The following is a 22,088-nucleotide window of genomic DNA, read 5'->3' on the forward strand; positions in this document are numbered from 1 at the left end:
GCAACCTCTCTACGGTAATCTCACGCACATTCGGTGCATAAAATGGTCGCGAGAATGGACACCCGCTCCCTCACATTTCAACAGTTGTTTCGTCCGGGGAGCTACTCAAATGGCTGCACCGTGGCCGAACGATGCTCCATCGATTTTCTAATTGACGAACGTTCATTGCTCAATGCTCTCATCACAGCTGCTGGTGATCATTCAGACTATATGGGCTGTTTCGTCAAAGGCTTTCCGGAGCCAAACAACCTGTCTAACTCTCGCCTGCTTTTATGCGAACACGCTGAAACAGAAAGTGGTCGTATCCTCCTCTACATTTGCCCCGAGTGCGGCGACATGGGTGTGGTTCCTACTCGGTGCATGTTCGCCAAAACGATGACTGCTTTACGTGGGATTCCTTTGCTTACGAGAACGGTTATGAAGAGCCTTTAATCATAGAAGGCGTTGGCCCCTTCACATTTGAGAAGCATGCATATGAGGCGGCTATCAACGATGCGGCGGGGATCTAAAAGGTGATTTAACTGCATTACTAAAGCGGGATCGATTGCAGACCTTTGCAACAGGCAACCATGGGCCATATTGCACCCCTCCCTGACGGGCAGTTACCAGGCGAGGGGCGGTCAGTCTTCGAAAGCCCGTCTCTCCCGTTCCGATAATGGAGCGCGCGCCCGGCAGCAATCTTGACCATTGCGGCTATCATCAATGTCACTGTACTTTTTACGATTAAGCTCAGAAATGGGAAGCGCCACAGCAGTTTGCAGTGTCGTCCAGCCTTCTGGGGGGGTGCATCATGAAATGGACTTCGCACTTGGCACTCGCGGCTCTTTGTACCACCATCGTCCAAGCTGCGGATGTGTACAAATGCACGACCCCGGATGGTCGTGTGGTTTTCTCGAACTCCGGATGCGGAACCGCAAACGGGAGCGCAGAATTACAAGAGCTGAAAATCAACAACATGGGGGGGCCCATCCAACCATCTTCTGGGCAACGGAAAACCCAAAGCGTGGATTCGGATTCGCCTCATAACTCGCCGACCGTAGTCCAAGATTCCGCCGATGAAGATACAAGGGATGGTCGTATCAAGCGACGTTTAAGGGCTCAGGAGGAGTATCTCGACAGTCTGAAACCGAAAATCCCTGGCGTGACGGTGATCAAAAATAAGGGTAGCGAAACCAACCACGAAAAATCGATGCGTCTGAAAGAGGAGGCTCGAGAACTTTACTACCAACACTAATTGTTTTGAATGACGAATTTGAATTGATGGTCTCGCGTGACCGGACTTCGCGCGCTGCTCAAGCGCCTATCTAGCGAACAAGTGATACCGCTATTTCGGTCCATGGTCGAAGCAGCTTTTCGTCACAGGCAGCAATCGGCCAGAAGTGACATCTGGAATGCCCTCGACCTTTACATCGCTTTGGAAGATATCGCATTGGCCAACCCAAAACGTGCCTTGAGCAAACGCGGCTAGGCACGTTCACGCCGCTATAGTCGACTCTATTGCCGACCGTACTTCCAGGAGCCTTTTCCCAGTGTCCGACATGCCGACCAACTTCGCTTACACAAAACGCTTCAACGCCGTACTCGCCTACATTGATGCCCATCTCGAAGGTGACCTGTCGGTGAAGACGTTGAGCCATGTGGCGAACTTTTCGGTGTTTCACTTCCATCGACAATTCACCGCGTTCGTAGGAGTGCCTGTCTCACGTTATGTGCAGCTGATGCGGCTACGACGCGCGGCACATCGCCTGGCCGCCCTCGCTGATCACTCGGTACTGGACGCCGCACTTGGTGCCGGCTTTGAAAGTCCCGAGGCATTTTGCAGGGCATTCAGGCGGGCGTTCGGTATGACGCCGAGTGCGTTCAGGAAGGAACCGAACTGGCAGGTCTGGAATGCGGTATTCGCAATCCCTCACTTTTCCAGGACTATTATCATGCAAGTACGAATCGTGGAATTCCCTGAAGTCAGGGTAGCAACGCTTGAGCACTGCGGACCAGCCGGGCTCGTCAATGAGAGCGTGTGCAAGTTCATCGAGTGGCGTATGCAGAGCGGACAGTCGCCGGTGGCCTCGAGTCGCACCTTTGGCATTCCCTATGGCAACCCCGATACGACACCTCCACAAGCATTTCGCTTCGCCATTTGCGGCGAGATTCACGAGGCCGTGGCGCCGAATGGGTTCGGCGTTCATGAGATCGTCATTCCTGGCGGTCGCTGCGTCGTGGTGCGACACGCGGGGTCACCGGATCACATCGGCGAAACGATCTATCCGATTTACCGCGATTGGCTTCCCGCCAGTGGAGAGGAACTTCGTGACCAGCCACTGTTCTTTCATTACCTGAGCGTCTATCCCGAGACACCGCAGGATCAATGGCAAACTGATGTGTATGTTCCGCTGCAATAGCGGAGCAAGCAGCTTTTGACCGAAGCTGTGTAAAAACGTTTTTGAGCGCGATATCGGCATCGTCATGTGACGAGTGGACGTCCGTGCCATCATCGAAGCACTGATGATGAGGCGGACGTCGACGTCATGAAAATCGATCACAATCGATGAATAAAGACGGCCATCGAAGCTATGCAAACCCGAGGAACGACAGGATAACCACGACGATTACAACGACCCCGACGATGTAGATGATGTTGTTCATGAAGTCCGCCTCTCCACCTGGATTGGACTGCGACACGAGCCAGACTGCTCTGGCTTACCGTTACCGGGCGGGATTTGGAACGTGTAACGCCCCAATCCCGCCCTTCCTATTATTGACCACCCGACAATGGTGGGGTTCGAGGCGGAATCAATCGTTTCGTCCCCGTCGACTCAAACGCCGAAGCCAAGCGAAGCAGCGTCGAATCGTCATAGGCACGACCGGCGAAGGTCAGCCCGACGGGCATGCCAATGTCCGGCATGACACCCATCGGCACCGTGACCGTGGGAACACCCAAGTGGCGGATGGCGAGGTTGCCGTTGGCGACCCAGACACCGTTACTCCATGCGATGTCCGCAGACTTCGAATCGACATCGGCATTCGCCGGCCCAACGTCGGCCACCGTCGGGAAGATCACTGCGTCGAGCCCCAACCGATCCATCCAGTCCTCAAGATCGATTCGGCGCGTCTGCTCAAGGCCGCGTAGTCCGTCAGGTACTGTGGTGATCTGATCCCAAGGGGTGATGCCGCGCTCGGCCATCCGCACATATTCGTCCATACCAGCGGCAAGGTCGCCCTCACGGTTGGGCAGCGTCCCCGGATCGTGCGGGAAAATCAGCGGGCCGTTCACATCGGCCAGGCGATTCAGTTTTGGATCACCATTGGCCTGCAGAAAATCGTCAAATGCCCAGGCCGTCAGGTCCCACAACTCATGGTGAAGGAACTCTTTGGAAACCAGGCCCCGGTTAAACACCGTCGGCGCACCTGGACGATCACCCTCGCAATTGGAGACCAGCGGGAAATCGACTTCGATCACTTCGGCACCAAAGGCTTCGAGTGCTTTGCGAGCCTCTTCCCAGAGCCCGATAACCGAGGGACGGGTGTTGATTCGCTGGCCCGTCGGACCGCCGATGCCAGGCGCATCGCTGGTGCCTGCATCGGGATCGGCGTTGATGTACATACGAGGAACGCCGAAGCGCTTTCCGGCGAGGGCATCGGTATTCGCGGCAAGCGACTGATAGGAAGCGGGACGCACCGAAGCGACACTCGGGATGGGCACCCAAGGTTGCATCCGCCACAGGTCGCCTCGTGTGTCGGGATCGTCCGCCACCACCACGTCGAGCACTTCGAGCAGGTCGGCCATGGTTCTGGCAAACGGCACGACAACGTCCATGGTCGGCGTCAACGGCCAGTTCCCGCGCACCGAGATCACTCCGCGCGAAGGCGTATAGGCGCACAAGCCATTGTTCGATGCAGGCCCCCGGCCGCTCGACCAGGTTTCTTCGGCGAGGCCGAATGCAGCGAAGCTGGCGGCGGTTGCAGTACCGGCGCCGTTCGATGAGCCCGACGCGAAGGGTGCGGTGAGATAGCCAGCGTTGTACGGGCTCTCCGCACGACCGTAGACCCCGCGCTGCATGCCGCCGTTGGCCATGGGCGGCATATTGGTTTTGCCCAGGCAAATCGCGCCGGCGGCACGAAGCCGTTCGATGGTGAACGCATCGCGATAAGCAATCAGGTTCGCGAAGGCGGGACTTCCAGAGGCTGCAGTGAGCCCCTTCACCAGATAACTGTCCTTGGCGGTATAGGGAATACCATCGAGCGGACCCAGCGTTTCGCCCTTGGCCCGACGGGCATCGGACGCCTGCGCTTCCTTGAGTGCATCGGGATTGCGAACCACCACCGCGTTGAGGGCGGTGGGCGTGTCGGCACCGTCGTAGGCATCGATCCGGGCGAGATAGGCCTGGACCAGCTCAACCGCCGTCGTCTGGCCCGATTCGAGCGCAGCACGCAGTTGGGCAATGGAAACCTCGGTGACCTCAATCATGCTATTACCGCCGGCTGCTGATGGGTGACTGGATCTTGGGCTCAAAGACATCACTTATCTCAAAATGGGTTTTTGTACTGGTTCTCGTTGCACTGCATTAGCGCGCTCGATCATCCACAATACGTGCTTAACATCTTTATTTCAGGGCGCTTGCTGCAGGATCTGCGATCAATACGCGGTGAGTACGTCGTACCCGTGATTTTGCATGAGATTAGAGAAAGAGCCCACTCCATGAACGGCCCTGGAGCGCTATGCGTCCTGAAGCCGCTCACGCAGAAACTCGATAAATCGCTGGGTTTTCGCTGGCAACAGCCGTGTCTCGGTGAGGGCGTAAACCGAGACAGGTGAAGCCTGCCACTGCGGCAAGACTCTGCGCAGTGTGCCATCGGCGAGGTCTTGCGCAACGATACCCTCCCCCAATAACGCGATACCCAGATCCAGCGTCGCCAGACGTCGAATCATTCCCACGCTGTTGAGTTCGAATCGACCGCCCACCTCAACCTCCACCTCCCCTTCACTGTCGGTGAGTATCCAGCGGTTGGCGCGCGTGCCGCGCATACGCAAGCATTCGTGCCCGGTCAGGTCCGAGGGATGAATCGGATCACCGTACAGTTCGAGATAACGGGGTGAGGCATACAGGCCGCGGCGCAAACTGGCGAGCTTACGGGCGATCAGGTTCGAACTCGCGGGTTCGCCCATGCGAATGACCACATCAACCGGCTCACTCACCAGATCGACCTGACGCGGGGTCAAATCAATCTCGAAATTGATGCCGGGATACAACCGGGCAAACTCCGCGATCAGCGGTGCCAGGTAGATATTGGCGAAATCCACCGGCAGCGAGGCCCGCAGTACACCGCTGGGCCGGGCAAGCATTTCGCCGAGCTGCTCGTGCGCGAGCCTGGCTTCATCGACGATGCGTTTGCAGCGATCGAAGTACAACTGCCCCGCCTCGGTCAGCTCGATTTTGCGCGTGGTGCGATGCAAAAGCCTTAGCCCGATTTCCTTCTCGAGGCCACTTATCCGGCGCGACAGCGTCGAGTTCGGCATCCCCATCGCCTCCGCCGCCCGGCGGAAACTGCGCGCCTTCACGACTTCGACGAACAATGCCATGTCGTTGAGAAACTCCAATGTCATTGCTCCATCAGTGGATCAGTCAATTCAGTTTTACCCGGTTTATCCCGGATTCGGATTGATCAATGATAGCCACATCGTTTACCGAGGAGTACCGCAATGCATTCGCTTTTTTCTCAAGTCCAGATCGGTCGCCTTACACTGTCCAACCGCATGGTCATGGCCCCGATGACCCGTTCGCGTTCCGACGACGCTGGTGTGCCAAGCGAACTGGTTGCGACTTACTACGCACAACGTGCCAGCGCCGGGCTGATCATCAGTGAAGGGGTGTTCCCCGTTGCAATGGGCAAGGGCTATGTCCGTACCCCAGGCATCGAAACCGTTGAGCAGGTCGCCGCGTGGAAGCACGTCACTGAGGCCGTGCATGCTCGTGGCGGACGAATCTTCATGCAGCTGATGCACTGCGGTCGCATCTCGCACCCTTCGCTGTTGCCTGACGGCGCCCTGCCACAGGCCCCCTCCGCGATCAAACCCGCCGGCCAGACCTGGACAGCCTCAGGCCTTCAGGACTTCGTCACACCCCATGCGCTGAGCGTGGTCGAGATTGCCGCGGTCATCGAGGGCTACCGTCAGGCCGCACGCCTGGCCATCGAGGCCGGCTTCGACGGTGTCGAGCTGCATGCCGCTTCGGGGTATCTGCCGGAACAGTTTCTCTCGACGAGCAGCAATCAGCGCACGGATGAGTACGGTGGATCGGTTGAAAACCGTGTTCGCTTTGTACTGGAAGTGTTGAACGCCATAGCGACGGAAATTGGCAGTGATCGCGTCGGCATCAAGCTCTCCCCTGAAATGAACTTCAACGACATCGTCGATGCCAACCCGCAAGAAACCTACACCTGGCTGGTCGAGCAATTGCGCGGGCTGAATCTCGCCTATCTGCACGTTGCCCTGTTCGGCGCCAGCGTCGACTACCACGCCTTGTTGCGCCCACTGTTTGATGGCAGCTACCTGATCGGTGGCGGGCTCGACCAAAACGCCGCCCAATCCCTGCTCGCTAAGGGCCAGGCCGACGCGGTGGTGTTTGGCAACGCATTCCTCGCCAACCCCGACCTGCCCGAGCGTTTTCGCACAGGCGCCGAACTTAATGTGCCGGACAAAGACACGTTCTACGCACCGGGCGCTCAGGGGTATATCGATTACCCGGCCATGAGCCCGGCTTAAAGCGCCTGAGGAAACGCCGGAAGCTGGGCTACGCCGCAAGGTGGACAGTTGGTGCAAGTGCTGATGGAAGCGCTTCAAGGCTAAAAGCTTTCAGGCCATTAAGCACAAAACCTGTGGGAGCGAGCCTGCTCGCGATAGCGGTGGATCAGTCGACATCAACTGGAATGACTGACGGCAATCGCGAGCAGGCTCGCTCCCACAGGGCTTAGGTGCGTTTAACTGACTGTTGCCGTCTACATCTCAACCTGCGTGCCCAGCTCGATCACACGATTGAGCGGCAACTTGAAGTATTTGAGGTTGCTGTTGGCGTTCTTCAGCAAGAACGCGAACAGGTTTTCGCGCCAACGGGCCATGCCGATACGCTTGGTCGGAATGACCGTCTCTCGGCTGAGGAAGTAAGTGGTACGCATTGGACTGAAATCCAACTCTTTCAAATGGCAAAGGCTCAACGCCAGAGGTACGTCAGGCTCCTCGATAAAACCAAAGTGCAGACTCACTCGAAAGAATCCTTCACCAAAAGCTTCGACCTCGAATCGCCGATCCGCAGCCACACGCGGGCTGTCTTCAGACACCACGGTAAGCAACACCACCTGCTCGTGCAGCACCTGGTTATGCAACAGGTTGTGCAAGAGGGCATGAGGGACCGCATCAGCCCTGGCCGTCAGAAATACCGCGGTACCCTGCACCCTATGGGGTGGTTGCGAGCCGATGCTGCTGATGAACAACGGCAGCGGCAGCGAGGTTTCGTCCAGTCGCTCGACAATGATCTTTCGGCCGCGTTTCCAGGTGGTCATCAATATGAACAGGGCAATACCGGCAATCACCGGGAACGCACCGCCCTGGAAGATCTTCGAAGCGTTGGCGGCGAAGTACAGGCTGTCCACCATGAGAAACCCCAACAGCATCGGAATAGCCAGCCAACGGGGTGTTTTCCATAGCAGCAATACGACGGCCGAGGACAGAATGGTTGTAATCAGCATGGTCCCCGTCACCGCCACGCCATATGCCGCCGCCAGTGCACTGGACGATTCAAAACCGATGACCAGCAACACGACGCCGACCATCAGCGCCCAGTTCACCATGCCGATGTAAATCTGCCCCTGCTCCTGACTGGAGGTGTGCTGGATAAACATACGAGGCACGTAACCCAGCTGAATAGCCTGGCGAGTCAGTGAGAATGCGCCGGAAATCACCGCTTGGGAGGCGATGATGGTGGCCAGTGTCGAGAGCGCGACCATCGGCAGCAACGCCCAGTCAGGTGCCAATAGATAGAACGGATTACGTACCGCTTCAGGGTTCCCGAGGATCAGCGCGCCTTGGCCAAAGTAGTTGAGTACCAGGCCGGGGAGCACCAGGATGAACCAGGCACGAGCAATGGGTTTGCGACCAAAATGGCCCATATCGGCATACAGTGCTTCAGCACCGGTCAATGCCAAAACGACGGCACCCAGGATGGCGACGCCAATGCCCGGATGAACCACGAAAAATTGCACCGCCCACGCGGGATTCAGCGCTTGCAGAACTTCCGGCCGTTGCAAGATTCCGTAAATGCCGAGTGTACCCAACACCACAAACCACAGCACCATGACCGGGCCGAACAGGATGCCGATACGAGCCGTGCCATGTTTCTGTATCAGGAACAGTGCTACCAGGACGACCACGGACAACGGAACCACCCAATGCTCAATGCCATCGAACGCAAGCTGTAGCCCTTCAACCGCAGAGAGCACCGAGATGGCCGGGGTGATCATGCTGTCGCCGTAAAAAAGTGCCGCGCCAAACAGGCCAAGCAGCACCAGGACCCTGCTCATCTTGGGATATGGCGCCGCAGCCCTGCGTGCCAGTGCCGTCAAGGCCATGATGCCCCCCTCGCCCTGGTTGCTGGCGCGAAGGATAAACAGCACGTACTTGATCGAGACGACCCAGATCAATGACCAGAAGATCAACGACAGAATACCCAGTACACCGTCGTGATTGGCCTGGACTCCGTAGTGACCGGCGAACACTTCTTTGAGGGTGTAAAGAGGGCTGGTGCCAATATCCCCATAAACCACGCCCACCGCGGCGACGAGCAAACCCACTCCCGAGGTTTTGGAATGGGTTTCTTCATGGGCAGGGATCGCTGTTTCGCTCATGGGTCGCTTCTCGAAATTGAGGAAAAGAGGGTTTGCGGGGTCACTGGGTAGACGTTTCGACTCGGCCGCCATGAGACCCAACGGCTTGATAAGGACGAAAAATTACAGGCATATCGATGACCAAAAAAACGCGGCAAGTATCGTTGCGAGGAAGAATACCCACCGTAAAGAATCCGTAAAATTCTACGGACAGCACGCTCCGCCAGCGACTCCCACCTACTTCGCCGTCCCGCCATGAGGTTTATAGAACAGGAACCTCCGGGTCTCGGCCGTCCTGGTGTATTTCTTCGCCCAGGCGGGTTTCACCGTTCTGTCGTGGAAATACAAAGCACCATGGGTGCGGTCCGTGAGTTGCTTGTTGAGTGCCTTGCGCGCGATTTCCTTGGCGAGGACATATTCGTCGTCTTCCTTTACCTGATCCGCACGTCCGTCGCACCACCACGAAAACTGGCAGGCATGCGTTTCAGAACCTTGCTTGACCACCGCACACACCGTATCGGGAAAACCCTCATGGCCCAGCCGGTTCATGACCACGCTGGCAACGGCTTCCATGTCCGCACCGGCCACACCTTTGGATTCCCAATAGATGCTGCGTGCAAGGCAGGTGATGGCATCGTCCAGAGGGGCTGCGCCTGCCGGATCGACCGCCTGCGCTTCGGAGGGGGTGATGACGGCGGACTTGGGCACCGGAAGTTCACTGTCCTTCTCGGCGGCTTTCTGTTCCAGGACCTGCGCCTTGTCTTCGGCCACTTCCTGTTTTTGCTCCTGCTCAGTCGCCAACACCTGGCCACACAGAAGGATGATTGCGAAGCAGGTGACTACCCATTTTAATCGCATGTCGATCCTTCCGATGAACCTGGCTTGAGCAATGAAACGGCGATGTTGTAGCGTTGACCTGCTGTGATTGTAGTCGTCGCAAGGCATTCCAGCAGCCTGACAAAAATCTGCATGTCGAGGCGAAAAGGCATTGCATCCAAAGGGGTGAAATCGCGCATCATGGACGCAGTCCGTTCAAGGGAGATTTTCATGCGCAGCCTGTCATCCGTTTTGCATCTTGCCGTGTTGTCATTCGGGCTGGTGTTCAGCGTCGCCGCCTCGGCGGCCGATGAAACGCAGCTGGTCGAGTCGATCAACGTTTACCGTAGCCAGGTGCAGCGCTGCGGCGGCCAGGCGTCTTCGGAGTTGCCGCCGCTGGCGAGCGATCCGCGCCTGGTCCTGTCCGCCAACAGCATCGGCGACTTGCAGCAGGCACTGGCCCGCGCGGCTTATCCGATGGTCAATGTGCAGGCGATCAGCCTGTCTGGCCCGCGTGATGCGCCGTCCGCCATGAAGGCGATTCAGGAGAGCTTCTGCCAGGTGGTGCTGGACCCGCAATTCGTCGACGTCGGCGTCAGCCGCGATGGCCGTGAGTGGCGCATCGTGCTCGCGCGTCCGCTGTTGACCGGGCGTCTGGGCGACTGGCAGGCGGAGGGACAGAAACTGCTTGAAGCGATGAACAGCGCTCGCGCTCAGACGCGCCAGTGCGGCACCCAAGCCTTTACCGCCACGACGCCGCTGGCCTGGAACGCCACGCTGGGTTCCGCGGCCGAGACCCACAGCCGGGCCATGGCCAACAATAACTATTTCGATCACAAGGACCGCGACGGCCGCACGCCGGGTGATCGCGCTGAATTGGCGGGTTACGCCGGTCAACAGGTCGGCGAGAACATCGCCGCCGGGCAAGACACCGTGCGCAAAGTGGTCGATGGCTGGCTGGCCAGCCCGGGCCATTGCGCCAACCTGATGAACCCGCAATTTCGCGAGCTGGGTGCGGCCTATGCGGTGGACCCGAAGAGTGACGCGGGGATTTACTGGACGGCGATGTTTGGTACGCCGTGAAGGCTTGAATCGACAGTTGAAAAAGGAATCGTCATTTGAATAAAGCCCCCTCTTCGACCGTCGAACAGGACCTGTCGAAGCCTGAGGCCATCAGCCTGCGGGAAGCGTTTCTGTTCTGGCTGAAGCTCGGCTTCATCAGTTTCGGCGGGCCGGCCGGACAGATCTCGATCATGCACCAGGAGTTGGTGGAACGCCGACGCTGGATCTCGGAACGGCGCTTTCTGCATGCCCTCAACTACTGCATGTTGCTGCCCGGGCCTGAGGCTCAGCAGCTGGCGACCTACATCGGCTGGCTGATGCACCGGACGTGGGGCGGCCTGATTGCCGGCGCGCTGTTTGTGCTGCCGTCGCTGTTCATCCTGATCGCATTGTCCTGGGTGTACATCGCCTTTGGCGAAGTGCCGGTGGTGGCCGGGCTTTTTTATGGGATCAAACCGGCCGTGACCGCCATTGTGGTGCAGGCGGCCCACCGAATCGGCTCGCGGGCCCTGAAGAACAACTGGCTATGGGGGATCGCCGCGGCGTCATTCACGGCGATCTTCGTGTTCAATGTGCCCTTCCCGTTGATTGTGCTGGGCGCCGCGATCATCGGTTATGTCGGCGGACGACTGGCACCTGAAAAATTCCGCGCCGGGGGCCACAGCGCGACGAAAAAAACCTTCGGCCCGGCTTTTATCGACGACGATACCCCGCCTCCCGAACATGCCCGTTTCAGCAGTTTCAAATTGCTGCGCCTGTTGCTGGTAGGTGCTGTTTTGTGGGTATTGCCGATGGGCATTCTCACCGCGCTGTTTGGCTGGGAAGGCACCCTCACCCAGATGGCCTGGTTCTTTACCAAAGCGGCGTTGCTGACGTTCGGCGGCGCGTATGCCGTGCTGCCCTATGTGTATCAGGGCGCTGTCGGTCACTATGGCTGGCTGACACCCACGCAGATGATCGATGGCCTGGCGCTCGGCGAAACCACCCCCGGGCCGCTGATCATGGTGGTTGCTTTCGTCGGCTTTGTCGGCGCCTATGTTCAGCAAGTGTTCGGCCCCGAACACATGTTCCTGGCAGGCGCCCTCGCCGCCACGCTGGTGACCTGGTTCACCTTCCTGCCTTCGTTCCTGTTCATTCTCGCCGGCGGCCCGTTGGTGGAATCGACGCACAACGAACTCAGGCTCACCGCACCGCTGACCGCGATTACGGCGGCGGTGGTCGGCGTGATTCTTAATCTGGCGTGTTTCTTCGGCTATCACGTGCTCTGGCCCAACGGCTTCGGCGGTCAACTCGACTGGCCTTCGGCGCTGATCGCCATTGCAGCGGCCATTGCCTTGTTCCGTTTCAAACGGGGGGTAATCGAGGTGTTGATGGCCTGCGCGTTGATCGGGCTGGCGGTGCATCTGCTGCGCTAGCCCATCAAGACGCAATCATTGACCTTGCCGTTGCCTCTGTAGCTCAGTCTTCAGCCAGAGGTTGGCGGGTTGTACGCCTGCCGGACAGCGCACTTCATAGGCGCGGCCACTCATACTGCTTTGGCTGGCCGCCAGCTCGATGAAGTCTTCGGCGCTGTTTATCTTGTTTCTGTCTTCGAGGTACGTCAGCTTCTTCTGCAGATGCGCCCGGGCTTGAACGCCCGGGTATTCGCTTCCATTACGCACAAACCGGCACTCACTGTGCTCGACAAAGTCCAGCAAGCTGTTTATTTCCTGAGTGGCTTGAGGTGGGGTTTGCGCCTGTGCATCGAGCACCATGGCGGTCAGGCCAATCCCTGCCGCAATCAGCCATAGGCTGAGGGGCCTGGCGATACGTCCAGTCAGAATTCCCATGGTTGGGCCTCGCATGAGCAATGGCAGATCAGAGCGGCGGTGCCCTCCGCTCTGAAGGCTGACGGCAAGTCTCAATCGTCGTCGCGGTCGTCATGGTCCCGATCGCGGTAACGACGGCGATCATCACGACGGTCGTAATCCCGGTCATACCCTCGATCATCACGTTGGTCATACCCTCGGTCATGGTCGCGACGGTATTCACGGCGGTGATCCCGATCATACCTGTCGTCATCTTCCCAGTGAGGAAAGCAGCCTCCCAGCAGGAGGGTACTTGCAATGGCCAGGGTCATTATCGCGGTGCGCTTCATTTAAACGTCCTAAAAGGTCAGAGCTACGGGGATGAGGTGACGCTGCCCGCGAATTCAATCGCAGTGCGTTCAAACCCATAGCTACGACCTTCCAGCCGATCAATGATTCAGTTATCGCCGGGTCTTACAGCGTTCTTTGACTGTTACCGATGGTTTTGGCTTTTTCGATGGCCCAGTCCAGTGCGGCCTCCATGTCCAGCAGATGCGGCGACGGATGGTTGTCCTCAACGATGGCCGAGCCGTCCGGCCAGTAAACACCGATGAACATCCCCAGCGAACCGTCTCTCAATATCTCGGCCTTAACCTTGATCGTGCATCCGTTCGATAGCGTTTCCGAGTGGATCATATGGCGCTCAGTCATGACTGCATTCCTCCCGTCGTAGCTATCAGCGTAACCCATGCAGCGCTGACCGCGATGACGCTCAAGCGTCCACCTGCACCACCTCGATCCCCAGTTTCTGATAATCCTCGATATTGCCCGAGGCCACGTGACGTTCGGTGATCAGGGTATGCACGCGGTTGCAAGGCGCAACAACGAAGGGTTCCACCGCCCCCAGTTTGTCCGCGGTGGTGACGGCAATCACATGGGAAGCGCTGGCGAGCATCGCCTGCTTCACCGGCACCTCATCGAAATGCAGTGAGCTGAGGCCGACTTCCGGATGAATGGCGCAAACCCCGGTAAACACCAGGTCGGCCTTGATGCTCTCGATCAGCCGCAGCGCTTCATGGCCGCCGGAAGACATCGTCGCGGGATTGAGCTGACCGCCGGCGACGATCACCGTGATGCCTTTGTATTCGGCGAGGGTGATCGCGATCATTGGCGAGGCGGTGATGGCTGTGATGGAGATATCAACGGGCAGCGAGCGTGCGATCTGCAGTGTGGTGCTGCCGGAATCGAAAATCACGATCTGGCCATCTTTGACCCGGCGTGCGGCGAGTTGGGCCAGCCGGGTTTTCACCTCATCGGTTTCGCCGACCCGGGTGAAGTAATCCTTGCCCGTGTCCTTGGGCCGCGGCAGCGCCCCGCCATGCACTCGCTGCACCAGCCCGGCGCTGGCCAGCTCCGACAGATCCCGGCGAATGGTGTCTTCGGACACTGCGAAATGCTGGCTCAGTTCGGAGGCCATGACCTTACCGTCGCGCTCCAGGATCAGCAGGATTTTTTGACGGCGCAACTGCGGGAGTTCGGCGCTGGAATGCTCAGCCTGCATGGTTATGCCTGTTTTTGCGTGTTTGTGCGAGATTAGCCAAACGGCGGGATGAACACAACTGGCAGCAGAAGAATGCAGGCTCATGTCAGGCGCAGAACTTGTGGGAGCGAGCCTGCTCGCGAAGGCGGCGGCAACCCAGCATTGATGTTGCCTGACACACCGCAATCGCGAGCAGGCTCGCTCCCACATGGGATGCGTTAACTGAAATAAATCACAACGCGCCCACAATGAACTCCCGCAACCATTGATGCGCAGGGTCGCGATGAACACGCTCGGGCCAGAGCATCGACATCTCGTAACCCGGGACATCAAGCGGTGGCTCGACCACTCCCAACGCATCCGCATCGCGAACCAGCCGCGATGGCAGCATCGCCACCATGTCAGTGCTCTCCACTACCGACCGCACAAACAGGAAATGCGGGACTGAAAGCACCACCCGGCGTGTCATGCCCACCGCCGAAAGCGCCTGGTCGGTGACACCCTGAAAACTTCCGCCATCCCGCGACACGATCACGTGGTCGAGCTCGCAGAATTGCGCAAGTGTCGGCCGTTTTTTCAACTGCGGATGGCCGGCACGGCCCACCAAAACATACTGCTCGGTAAACAACGCGCGACGTCGCAAGCCGAGGGGAGCGTCCTCGCTGGTGTGAAAAGCCAGATCGATTACCCCCTGCTCCGCTTGCTTGGCGATCTGTGACGGAACCAGGTCAAACACCGCCAAACGCGTGCCCGGCGCTGCCGAACGCAGCCCGGCTAACGCAGGCAAAACGATAGTCGTCTCACCGTAGTCGGACGCCATGACATTCCACGTCTGGCGTGCCTCGGCCGGGTTGAAAGGACTGGCGGGCGACACGGCGCGCTCCAGGGCTTCAAGTGCCAGGCGCAACGGCTCGCGCAACTCATCGGCCCTGGCCGTGGGCCGCATGCCCCGCGGTCCTGGTAATAACAGCGGATCACCGAAAATGTCCCTCAATTTGGCAAGATGAACACTCACCGAAGGTTGAGACAAATTCAGGCGTTGCGCCGCACGGGTCACGTTGTGTTCCGAGAGCAAGACATCAAGGGTCAGCAGCAAGTTGATGTCCAGGCGTCGCAGATTATTCATGGTAATACCTGGCATATTGGTTATTCATTTCCAATATACCGGCTAAAGTCTGATTCTGCTGGCTCCTGACACTGGAGACTCAGCCATGAAAGTTCTGCTTGTTTATGCCCACCCCGAACCCAAATCATTGAACGGCTCGCTCAAAGACTTTGCCGTCAAACGCCTGGAGGCCGCTGGCCATCAGGTGCAGGTCTCCGATCTATACGCGATGGACTGGAAAGCCTCGCTGGACGCCGATGACAGTCCCGGCCGGCCAGCCGAATCGCGGTTCAATCCTTCGCTGGACTCCAAACTTGCCTTCGAAGAAGGCCGGCAAAGCCAGGACATCGCCCTCGAACAGGAAAAACTGCTCTGGGCCGATGCCGTCATTCTGCAGTTTCCGCTGTGGTGGTTCTCGATGCCGGCGATCCTCAAAGGCTGGGTGGAACGCGTTTATGCCTATGGTTTTGCCTATGGCGTAGGGGAGCATTCCGATGCGCGCTGGGGCAACCGCTATGGAGAAGGTACGCTCGCGGGCAAACGGGCGATGCTGATCGTCACTGCAGGTGGATGGGAGTCTCATTACAGCCCTCGGGGCATCAATGGGCCCATCGATGACCTGTTATTCCCCATTCAGCATGGCGTACTGTTTTACCCCGGCTTCGACGTGCTGCCACCGTTCGTGATCTATCGCACGAGCCGAATGGATGAGGAGAAATTTTCAACGACCTGCGACGCGCTCGGCCAACGGCTCGATGATCTCTGGAAAGCCGCACCGATTCCTTTCCGGCCGCAGAATGCCGGGGCGTATGACATCCCGCAGCTTACATTGCGTGCGGAGATTGCTTCGGATCAGACTGGCTTTGCGGCTCACGTCAGACAGGCGGAACGCGATGGACCAGGCGTGCGTGCGCCATTCGCAAAAGCGCGCGCCGCCGTGTAGAACAAACTGGCTACCCGCAAACACGAAAAAGCCCGCACAAGGCGGGCTTTGGAAATCGATGTAGGTGGCCAGCGCTGGTCTCTGGCTTACAAGGTTTATCGGGCCTCTCACAGAACAGGATTTTTAACTTTAGGCTGTTCTGCCTCACACGGCATAAGGGCTGGATCTCAGCGCGGAGATCTTTCTAACCGTGTACCCTTGGGAGCGCGCCCCACGCTTCCTCGCTATCCCTTTGCGCATCAGTCTGCGTCTTCACCTACAGCTTCAGAATAGCAAATTGATCGAAGCCTGGGTCGGGCTTTTTAGACCGATTCTTTTCTAGGGGAATCACCGGCAAATGGAAAAATACTAACGCGACCGTGACGATCTAATTCACGGACATGCTGCCAGTAAGGTTCTGCTGCATGTAAGCCAGGAAGCGACGCTGAAACAGCATGGTGTGTTCATGCGCGGCCTGTTCGGCCTCATCTGGATTGCGCGCCGCGATGGCGTCGATCATTTCATCATGGTCACGCCCCAACCGCGTGCTCGTGCTGGCAGCACTGATGATGTAGTCGAAATGCAGATGCAGCAGTCGCTGGCCTTCCCCCAGGAGCTTCTCGTAATAGTTGATGAAGTAGGGATTCTTGCCGGCTTCGGCAATGGTCATGTGGAAGGCTTTGTTCATTTCCGACATCGCCTGAAAATCCCCGGTGCTGACGGCTTCCAGATAGGCGGCATCGGCGGCGCGAATACGCAACAAGTCGTCTTCGGTGCGCTGTAACGCCGCCAGCCTTGTGACGGCACGCTGAATCAGGTCCAGGGCGGAGATGTAATTAGGGAATTCTTCGATCTCGAACGGTGTCACCAACGTGGTGCGATTGGGCAGAATCGTGACCAGCCCTTCGCTGATCAGTCGCGCCAGAGCGTCGCGCACAGGCGAGCGTGACAGCCCGAATTGCGCCGCCAATGACACTTCATCCAATGGCGTGCCCGGCTTGAGCTTGAGCGTCAGGATCTGTTTACGCAGCTCTTCGTAAATGTAACGCCCACCATGGCGTTTGACGCTTGCGTTGGGTTCAGCGGTGTCTTTGCTCATCAGGCAGCTCTCAGCGGTGCGGGCCGGACGTTTGTCCGGCCCGCAACTTTAGCATCAGCCAAGGCTCGGTTAGAAACCTTCGCCCCAGGTATCGCTCAGCATGAACCCTTCACGGAGCGGGTCGTCCGGGTCCACGCCGATCTGATGCAAACCATATACCCAGGCACGCCCGGTGATTCTCGGCAATACCGCGGGCCGATCCCCCACCTCGGTCAAGCCCAGCAACTCGACCTTGAATTCACCACCGATGGTGGAACGCGAGGTGAGCTGGTCGCCCGGGCGCACCAGACCGCGCGCGCTCAGGGTCGCCAGGTTCGCAGAGCTGCCCGTACCGCACGGCGAACGGTCCACTCGGCCGGGCGGCAATGTGGTGCAGGTTTGCCAGGTTTTATCGTCGAGGCGATTGCGGAACATCACATACGCGACTTCATTCAGCTCTTTGATCAACGGGTGGCGGACCACTACCTGCTCGTTGATCACGCGCCGCAAACGTACCCCCTCGCTTGCCAGCGTACGGGCGTTTTCCGGGGCGATACTCAGGCCGATCTGATCGACATCCACCAACGCGTAATAGACACCGCCAAAAGCGATGTCAGCCTTGATCGGTCCATATTCGGCGGTTTCGATGACCACGTCCAAATGCTCGACGAACGAGGGCACCATATCCAGCGAGACGCTGAGACAGCGCCCATCCGCACACTGGGCACGCGCCGTGACCAGGCCGGCCGGCGTGTCGAGCACCACGGTGGTGGACGGCTCCTGCATCGGCAAAATGCCCAGCTCCAGCAACGCGGTGACCACACAGATGCAGTTGCTGCCGGACATCGGGTGAGCCTTGTCCGCTTGCAACACAATAAAGCCAGCCTGAGCCTCTGGCCGGGTGGGCGGCAACAGCAGGTTGACGGACATTTGCAGGCAGCCACGGGGTTCCAGCACCACGAGCCGACGCAGGCTATCGTCCACCTCGTTGATATAGTTCATCTTGTCGAGCATGGTTTTGCCGGGGATGTCGAGCACGCCACCGGTAATGACTTTGCCGATCTCGCCTTCGCAATGCACGTCGGCCATTTGCAGGGTTTTCTTCCAGCGCATCTCGGCCTCCTCTACTTGATGTACCAGCCCCAAGGCTGCTGGCTGTCATAACGGGTGATCTGCTTGGTTTCCAGGTAATTGTTCAAGCCCCACTCACCCAGCTCACGGCCGATCCCGCTTTGCTTGTAGCCGCCCCAAGGCGCTTCGGTGAAGGTTGGCTGCGAACAATTGACCCAGACGATACCGGCCCGCAGTCGGCGCGCGACTCGCTCCGCCCGCTGCAGATCCGCAGACATCACCGCCGCCGCGAGACCGAAGCGTGAATCGTTGGCGCTACGCAATGCCTCGGCCTCATCGTCGAAAGGACGTACGCACACCACCGGGCCGAAGATTTCCTCTTTCCAGACCCAGCTCTCTTCGGGCACATCGGCAAAAATCGCCGGCGTCAGGAAGTAGCCTTTTTCACAGTCAGCCGGGCGCTTGCCGCCGTACAACAAGGTTGCGCCCTCCTCCTGCCCTTTGGCGATGGCTTCCAGCACTTTGTCGTATTGGCCACGGCTCACCAGCGGACCAAGCAAAACGCCTTCTTTCAGGCCATTGCCGATGCTCAGGCTTCGGGTCTGTTCGACCAGACGCTTGAGCAAAGGCTCGTACAGATCACGCTGGACCAGCACACGGGAGGTCGCTGAACACACTTCGCCCTGATTCCAGAAAATCCCGAACATGATCCATTCGACGGCAGCGTCGATATCGCTGTCATTGAAAATGATGAACGGCGACTTGCCGCCCAGTTCCAGGCTGATGTTTTTGATGTCGCGAGCCGCCGACTGCATGATCTTCGTTCCGGTCGGCACGCTGCCGGTGAAGGCCAGTTTGTCGATGCCCGGATGCTCACTCAACGGCGCGCCGGCCTCGCTGCCCAGACCGGTCACGACGTTCAACACACCGGCGGGCAAGCCGGCCTGATGGGCGATGTCGGCCAGCTCCAATGCCGTCAGCGGCGTGAGCTCAGACGGTTTCAACACCATGCAGCAGCCCGCCGCGAGCGCGGGGGCGACTTTCCATGCCGCCATCAGCATCGGAAAGTTCCAGGGAATGATCGCGCCCGCGACACCCATGGGCTCTTTACGGGCGATCGAGCTGAAGCGTTCATCCGCGAGGGCGATCGGTTGCTCCCGATGTCCATCGAGGTCTTCGGCCAGATCGGCATAGAAGTCGAAACAGCCCGCCGTATCGCCGATGTCCCACAGGGCTTCCGGCAAAGGCTTGCCGTTGTCTCGTACCTCAAGTTCGGCCAGGGGCTGCAGACGCTCGCGAATCCCGGCGGCGATTCGGCGCAGCACGATGGCACGTTCAGCCCCGGTCATCTGCGGCCAGGGACCGTCATCAAACGCGCGGCGCGCGGCTTTCACCGCCAGGTCGATGTCTTGCGCGGTCGCGGCGGCCACGCGGGTGATCACACACTCATTGCTCGGGTCGATGGTCTCGAAGCTGCCGCCCTTGGCGGGGCTCACCCATTGGCCGTCGATGTAAAGCAGGTCGTAGGATTTCATGAATGGCCTCAATTGAAAGCAAAGCGTTTGGCACTGAATGGGGTCAGGTCCTGGGCAGGTTTGCGCCCGGCGACCAGGTCTGTAATGAGTCGCCCGGTTGTAGCACCGAGGGTCAGCCCCAGTTGACCGTGGCCGAACGCGAGAAATACGTTTTTGAGCCGATCACTACGATCGATCACCGGTTTGGTGTCCGGCAGAAACGGCCGATAACCCACGCCGTATTCAAGGTCGTCGATCTTCAACTGAGGAAGGATCTTGCGCGCCTTCTCCAGGATGATTTCCGCACGCTTGTAATTAGGCGCGGCATTAGGGCCCGCGAACTCGATCGTTCCGCCTATTTGCAGGCCTCGGGTCATCGGTGCGAAACAAAAACCGCCGTCGGCGTAAATCACCGAGTGACGAACCTCGACACCGGAATGCGGGAGCAGCACTTGATAGCCGGCAATGCCCGCCAGAGGCACGCTGGCGCCTGTCTGTTCGAAGAATTGTCGTGAGCCGGTGCCGGCCGCGATCACCACATGATCAGCGGCATAACGCTCACCGGTGGTCACGGTCACGCCGCTGGCACGGTCTGCGACCTCATCGATGTGCTTCACCTGAGCACGTACCCTGACGCCGCCCTGATCGACGAAACTTTGCGTCAACGCGGCAATAAATCCTTTGGTATCGCTGACCGCGCGCCAATCGGGAAACAGCAGCCCGTGGCTGAATTTACCGGCCAATGCAGGTTCAAGGTCGGCGATTGCTGCGCGATCCAAAACCTGCGACTTGAAGCCGAGGGACCTGCGCAGCTCCATATGCGGTCCTTCCTGTTCAAGCCCTGCAGCCGTGTCAAAGACTTCGATGATCGGGCGTTCGCCCATCAACGTCTTGTCTGCACAGGCATCCAGCAGGGGCGCATAGTCTTCATAGACATGATGCGTCAGCGTCGCCATCTCATTGGAAATCTCGACAATCCTGGAATGCCGCGCGCAGGCCAAAAACCGCATAAACCACGGCAGGATTCCCGGCAAGGCACTGGGTCGCAACGCCAATGGTCCTTTCTGATCCAGCAACCAGCCCGGAATCTTTTTCAGTATTCCCGGTTTGGACAACGGGATGACTTCACTCACCGCCATTTGCCCGCAACTCCACTTGGCCGTGCTGTCGCCCGGCGCCTCGGGATCGATCAACGTGACTCGATAACCCTCGCGCTGCAGATACAAGGCGCAGCAGACGCCAACGATGCCTGCGCCAATGACAACGGCGGTTTGGCGATCGGCTTGCTGCTGGATGGGTGATTGCATAGGGGTCATAAACACCGTCTCTCTTTCATGAAGCCGAGCCCGTACAGGTGGAACCCATCCTGACACGGACACGCCATTACCCGCATCGGCCCGCGTGGAGGCCGATGCGGGAAAAGTATCAGCCTTGCAGCTTCTCGAACTCTTTGCGGAATTCGGTTTTTTCCTCAGGCGTCAGCGGCAACAGTGGCATGCGCGCGATACCCACTTCAAAGCCAGCCAGTTCGCATCCGTATTTGACCTTCTGAATGAACTTGCCGCTTTCCAGATTGGCCATCAACGGGAACAGCGAGCGGACGATTTGCTGCGCACCGGCCATGTCACCCGAGGTGTACTTGTCGTAGAACGAAACGATTTGCGGCGACAGGAAGTTCGCCGGTGCGCAGATCCAGCTGGTAGCGCCCCACAGGAAAAAGTCCAGCGCCTGGTCATCGGAACCGCAGGACAGCTGAATTTTGCCTTTATAGTTTTCACCGATCTCAATGGCGCGCAGCAGGCTGCCTGCGCTTTCCTTGATGCCAATCACCCGCTCATGATCCTTGAGCGCATCGAGCACGCTATAGCCCACTTCAACGTTAGTCCGGATCGGGTAGTTATAAAGAACCACATTCACATCCGGGACGGCATCGAGAATCGCTTCGTAGTGACCGATCAGCTCTTCCTGGGTCGGAATGGCGTAGTACGGCGGCGCGATGAGCAGGTTGCTGTAACCGATGTCGCGAGCCTGTTTGACCTGCTCGATCACTTCACGGGTGCATGAGCCGTTGGCACCCGCGATCAGCATGCCGCGATCACCGACCACCTCACGGACAGTGGCCATGACCTGACGACGCTCATCATTGGTCAGCGCGTAGTATTCGCCCGTAGAGCCCAGTGGCACGAAACCGCTCACACCCTGCTCGAGTTGATATTCGATGATCGATGCAAGGACGTCGTAATCGATGGCACCGGATTGATCGAACGGGGTCACCAGGGCTGGCAGGATGCCTTTGAGTTGCTGCATGGGAGTGTCTCC

22 protein-coding genes are annotated in these 22,088 nt (G+C 58.6%); 7 read left to right on the plus strand and 15 right to left on the minus strand.

What is annotated here, in order from left to right:
* Window positions 1-54 precede the first annotated feature (54 nt).
* The 3 genes from BK662_RS22055 (at window position 55) to BK662_RS22065 (ending at window position 2,399) form a co-directional block, all read left to right on the plus strand.
* A complete protein-coding gene (locus BK662_RS22055) occupies window positions 55-432 on the plus strand; it encodes a hypothetical protein (RefSeq protein WP_259695951.1) in 378 nt (125 codons plus the stop codon).
* A gap of 358 nt (window positions 433-790) precedes the next feature.
* Window positions 791-1,234 carry a DUF4124 domain-containing protein gene (locus BK662_RS22060; protein ID WP_123359831.1) on the plus strand — a complete coding sequence of 148 codons (444 nt, stop codon included), beginning with the start codon at window positions 791-793 and terminating at the stop codon, window positions 1,232-1,234.
* A gap of 295 nt (window positions 1,235-1,529) precedes the next feature.
* Window positions 1,530-2,399, plus strand: a complete 870-nt coding sequence (locus BK662_RS22065; RefSeq protein WP_123359832.1) for an AraC family transcriptional regulator — start codon at window positions 1,530-1,532, stop codon at window positions 2,397-2,399.
* Window positions 2,400-2,752: 353 nt separating this feature from the next.
* Here the strand turns inward: BK662_RS22065 and BK662_RS22070 are convergent, their stop codons facing one another.
* Both BK662_RS22070 and BK662_RS22075 read right to left on the minus strand, forming a co-directional pair.
* The gene (locus BK662_RS22070) at window positions 2,753-4,465 is read right to left on the minus strand and encodes an amidase (protein ID WP_123359833.1); all 1,713 of its coding nucleotides are present in this window, start codon (window positions 4,463-4,465) and stop codon (window positions 2,753-2,755) included.
* A gap of 249 nt (window positions 4,466-4,714) precedes the next feature.
* The gene (locus tag BK662_RS22075) at window positions 4,715-5,596 is read right to left on the minus strand and encodes a LysR family transcriptional regulator (RefSeq protein ID WP_123359941.1); all 882 of its coding nucleotides are present in this window, start codon (window positions 5,594-5,596) and stop codon (window positions 4,715-4,717) included.
* 102 nt (window positions 5,597-5,698) lie between these two features.
* On the opposite strand from BK662_RS22075, the gene BK662_RS22080 reads away from it, so the two are divergent.
* Window positions 5,699-6,760 carry an alkene reductase gene (locus BK662_RS22080; protein WP_123359834.1) on the plus strand — a complete coding sequence of 354 codons (1,062 nt, stop codon included), beginning with the start codon at window positions 5,699-5,701 and terminating at the stop codon, window positions 6,758-6,760.
* A gap of 233 nt (window positions 6,761-6,993) precedes the next feature.
* Here BK662_RS22080 and BK662_RS22090 read toward each other — a convergent pair whose 3' ends face one another.
* From BK662_RS22090 to BK662_RS34905, 3 genes are all read right to left on the minus strand, one after another.
* Entirely contained in the window at window positions 6,994-8,895 is a 1,902-nt protein-coding gene (locus BK662_RS22090) for a potassium transporter Kup (protein WP_123359835.1), read from the minus strand.
* Window positions 8,896-9,111: 216 nt separating this feature from the next.
* Window positions 9,112-9,732 carry a cell wall hydrolase gene (locus BK662_RS22095; RefSeq protein WP_123359836.1) on the minus strand — a complete coding sequence of 207 codons (621 nt, stop codon included), beginning with the start codon at window positions 9,730-9,732 and terminating at the stop codon, window positions 9,112-9,114.
* Window positions 9,723-9,893: a hypothetical protein gene (locus BK662_RS34905; protein ID WP_185047175.1), complete on the minus strand. Its 171-nt coding sequence runs from the start codon at window positions 9,891-9,893 to the stop codon at window positions 9,723-9,725. The genes BK662_RS22095 and BK662_RS34905 overlap by 10 nt, the downstream gene beginning before the upstream one ends.
* A gap of 28 nt (window positions 9,894-9,921) precedes the next feature.
* On the opposite strand from BK662_RS34905, the gene BK662_RS22105 reads away from it, so the two are divergent.
* Window positions 9,922-10,773, plus strand: a complete 852-nt coding sequence (locus BK662_RS22105; protein ID WP_123359838.1) for a CAP domain-containing protein — start codon at window positions 9,922-9,924, stop codon at window positions 10,771-10,773.
* Between the two features lie 35 nt (window positions 10,774-10,808).
* Window positions 10,809-12,167: a chromate efflux transporter gene (gene chrA / locus BK662_RS22110; protein WP_123359839.1), complete on the plus strand. Its 1,359-nt coding sequence runs from the start codon at window positions 10,809-10,811 to the stop codon at window positions 12,165-12,167.
* Window positions 12,168-12,182: 15 nt separating this feature from the next.
* On the opposite strand, the gene BK662_RS22115 is transcribed toward chrA, so the two are convergent.
* From BK662_RS22115 to BK662_RS22135, 5 genes are all read right to left on the minus strand, one after another.
* Window positions 12,183-12,581, minus strand: coding sequence for a YfeK family protein (locus BK662_RS22115; RefSeq protein WP_123359840.1), 399 nt, complete (start codon window positions 12,579-12,581; stop codon window positions 12,183-12,185).
* A gap of 71 nt (window positions 12,582-12,652) precedes the next feature.
* Entirely contained in the window at window positions 12,653-12,889 is a 237-nt protein-coding gene (locus BK662_RS35470; protein ID WP_123359841.1) for a hypothetical protein, read from the minus strand.
* Between the two features lie 124 nt (window positions 12,890-13,013).
* Complete coding sequence (locus tag BK662_RS22125) at window positions 13,014-13,250, minus strand: hypothetical protein (RefSeq protein WP_007904583.1); 237 nt, start codon at window positions 13,248-13,250, stop codon at window positions 13,014-13,016.
* A 61-nt stretch (window positions 13,251-13,311) separates the two neighbouring features.
* The gene (locus BK662_RS22130) at window positions 13,312-14,100 is read right to left on the minus strand and encodes a DeoR/GlpR family DNA-binding transcription regulator (RefSeq protein ID WP_123359842.1); all 789 of its coding nucleotides are present in this window, start codon (window positions 14,098-14,100) and stop codon (window positions 13,312-13,314) included.
* A 211-nt stretch (window positions 14,101-14,311) separates the two neighbouring features.
* Complete coding sequence (locus BK662_RS22135; protein WP_123359942.1) at window positions 14,312-15,205, minus strand: LysR family transcriptional regulator; 894 nt, start codon at window positions 15,203-15,205, stop codon at window positions 14,312-14,314.
* Between the two features lie 85 nt (window positions 15,206-15,290).
* Here BK662_RS22135 and BK662_RS22140 point away from each other — a divergent pair, with 85 nt between their 5' ends.
* Window positions 15,291-16,127, plus strand: a complete 837-nt coding sequence (locus tag BK662_RS22140; protein WP_123359843.1) for an NAD(P)H-dependent oxidoreductase — start codon at window positions 15,291-15,293, stop codon at window positions 16,125-16,127.
* A gap of 367 nt (window positions 16,128-16,494) precedes the next feature.
* On the opposite strand, the gene BK662_RS22145 is transcribed toward BK662_RS22140, so the two are convergent.
* From BK662_RS22145 to dapA, 5 genes are all read right to left on the minus strand, one after another.
* Entirely contained in the window at window positions 16,495-17,205 is a 711-nt protein-coding gene (locus BK662_RS22145; RefSeq protein WP_123359844.1) for a GntR family transcriptional regulator, read from the minus strand.
* A gap of 69 nt (window positions 17,206-17,274) precedes the next feature.
* On the minus strand, window positions 17,275-18,297 hold the full coding sequence (locus tag BK662_RS22150) for a proline racemase family protein (protein WP_123359845.1): 1,023 nt from the start codon (window positions 18,295-18,297) through the stop codon (window positions 17,275-17,277).
* Between the two features lie 11 nt (window positions 18,298-18,308).
* On the minus strand, window positions 18,309-19,790 hold the full coding sequence (locus tag BK662_RS22155) for an aldehyde dehydrogenase family protein (RefSeq protein ID WP_123359846.1): 1,482 nt from the start codon (window positions 19,788-19,790) through the stop codon (window positions 18,309-18,311).
* An 8-nt stretch (window positions 19,791-19,798) separates the two neighbouring features.
* Window positions 19,799-21,085, minus strand: a complete 1,287-nt coding sequence (locus tag BK662_RS22160) for an NAD(P)/FAD-dependent oxidoreductase (RefSeq protein WP_185047177.1) — start codon at window positions 21,083-21,085, stop codon at window positions 19,799-19,801.
* A 109-nt stretch (window positions 21,086-21,194) separates the two neighbouring features.
* Window positions 21,195-22,076, minus strand: a complete 882-nt coding sequence (gene dapA / locus BK662_RS22165) for a 4-hydroxy-tetrahydrodipicolinate synthase (protein WP_123359848.1) — start codon at window positions 22,074-22,076, stop codon at window positions 21,195-21,197.
* Window positions 22,077-22,088 lie beyond the last annotated feature (12 nt).

It is taken from the genome of Pseudomonas frederiksbergensis, assembly GCF_003732275.1.
In the GTDB taxonomy this organism is placed as follows: domain Bacteria; phylum Pseudomonadota; class Gammaproteobacteria; order Pseudomonadales; family Pseudomonadaceae; genus Aquipseudomonas; species Aquipseudomonas frederiksbergensis_H.

Bases quoted from the DNA above. Each gene is read 5' to 3' on its own strand.
- BK662_RS22150 (WP_123359845.1), bottom strand. From the start codon at position 18,297: ATGCGCTGGAAGAAAACCCTGCAAATGGCCGACGTGCATTGCGAAGGC.
- BK662_RS22105 (WP_123359838.1), top strand. From the start codon at position 9,922: ATGCGCAGCCTGTCATCCGTTTTGCATCTTGCCGTGTTGTCATTCGGG.
- BK662_RS35470 (WP_123359841.1), bottom strand. From the start codon at position 12,889: ATGAAGCGCACCGCGATAATGACCCTGGCCATTGCAAGTACCCTCCTG.
- dapA (WP_123359848.1), bottom strand. From the start codon at position 22,076: ATGCAGCAACTCAAAGGCATCCTGCCAGCCCTGGTGACCCCGTTCGAT.
- BK662_RS22130 (WP_123359842.1), bottom strand. From the start codon at position 14,100: ATGCAGGCTGAGCATTCCAGCGCCGAACTCCCGCAGTTGCGCCGTCAA.
- BK662_RS22160 (WP_185047177.1), bottom strand. From the start codon at position 21,085: ATGACCCCTATGCAATCACCCATCCAGCAGCAAGCCGATCGCCAAACC.
- BK662_RS22135 (WP_123359942.1), bottom strand. From the start codon at position 15,205: ATGAATAATCTGCGACGCCTGGACATCAACTTGCTGCTGACCCTTGAT.
- BK662_RS22090 (WP_123359835.1), bottom strand. From the start codon at position 8,895: ATGAGCGAAACAGCGATCCCTGCCCATGAAGAAACCCATTCCAAAACC.
- BK662_RS34905 (WP_185047175.1), bottom strand. From the start codon at position 9,893: ATGATGCGCGATTTCACCCCTTTGGATGCAATGCCTTTTCGCCTCGAC.
- BK662_RS22145 (WP_123359844.1), bottom strand. From the start codon at position 17,205: ATGAGCAAAGACACCGCTGAACCCAACGCAAGCGTCAAACGCCATGGT.
- BK662_RS22155 (WP_123359846.1), bottom strand. From the start codon at position 19,790: ATGAAATCCTACGACCTGCTTTACATCGACGGCCAATGGGTGAGCCCC.
- BK662_RS22070 (WP_123359833.1), bottom strand. From the start codon at position 4,465: ATGATTGAGGTCACCGAGGTTTCCATTGCCCAACTGCGTGCTGCGCTC.
- BK662_RS22055 (WP_259695951.1), top strand. From the start codon at position 55: ATGGACACCCGCTCCCTCACATTTCAACAGTTGTTTCGTCCGGGGAGC.
- BK662_RS22140 (WP_123359843.1), top strand. From the start codon at position 15,291: ATGAAAGTTCTGCTTGTTTATGCCCACCCCGAACCCAAATCATTGAAC.
- BK662_RS22080 (WP_123359834.1), top strand. From the start codon at position 5,699: ATGCATTCGCTTTTTTCTCAAGTCCAGATCGGTCGCCTTACACTGTCC.
- BK662_RS22125 (WP_007904583.1), bottom strand. From the start codon at position 13,250: ATGACTGAGCGCCATATGATCCACTCGGAAACGCTATCGAACGGATGC.
- BK662_RS22095 (WP_123359836.1), bottom strand. From the start codon at position 9,732: ATGCGATTAAAATGGGTAGTCACCTGCTTCGCAATCATCCTTCTGTGT.
- BK662_RS22115 (WP_123359840.1), bottom strand. From the start codon at position 12,581: ATGGGAATTCTGACTGGACGTATCGCCAGGCCCCTCAGCCTATGGCTG.
- BK662_RS22060 (WP_123359831.1), top strand. From the start codon at position 791: ATGAAATGGACTTCGCACTTGGCACTCGCGGCTCTTTGTACCACCATC.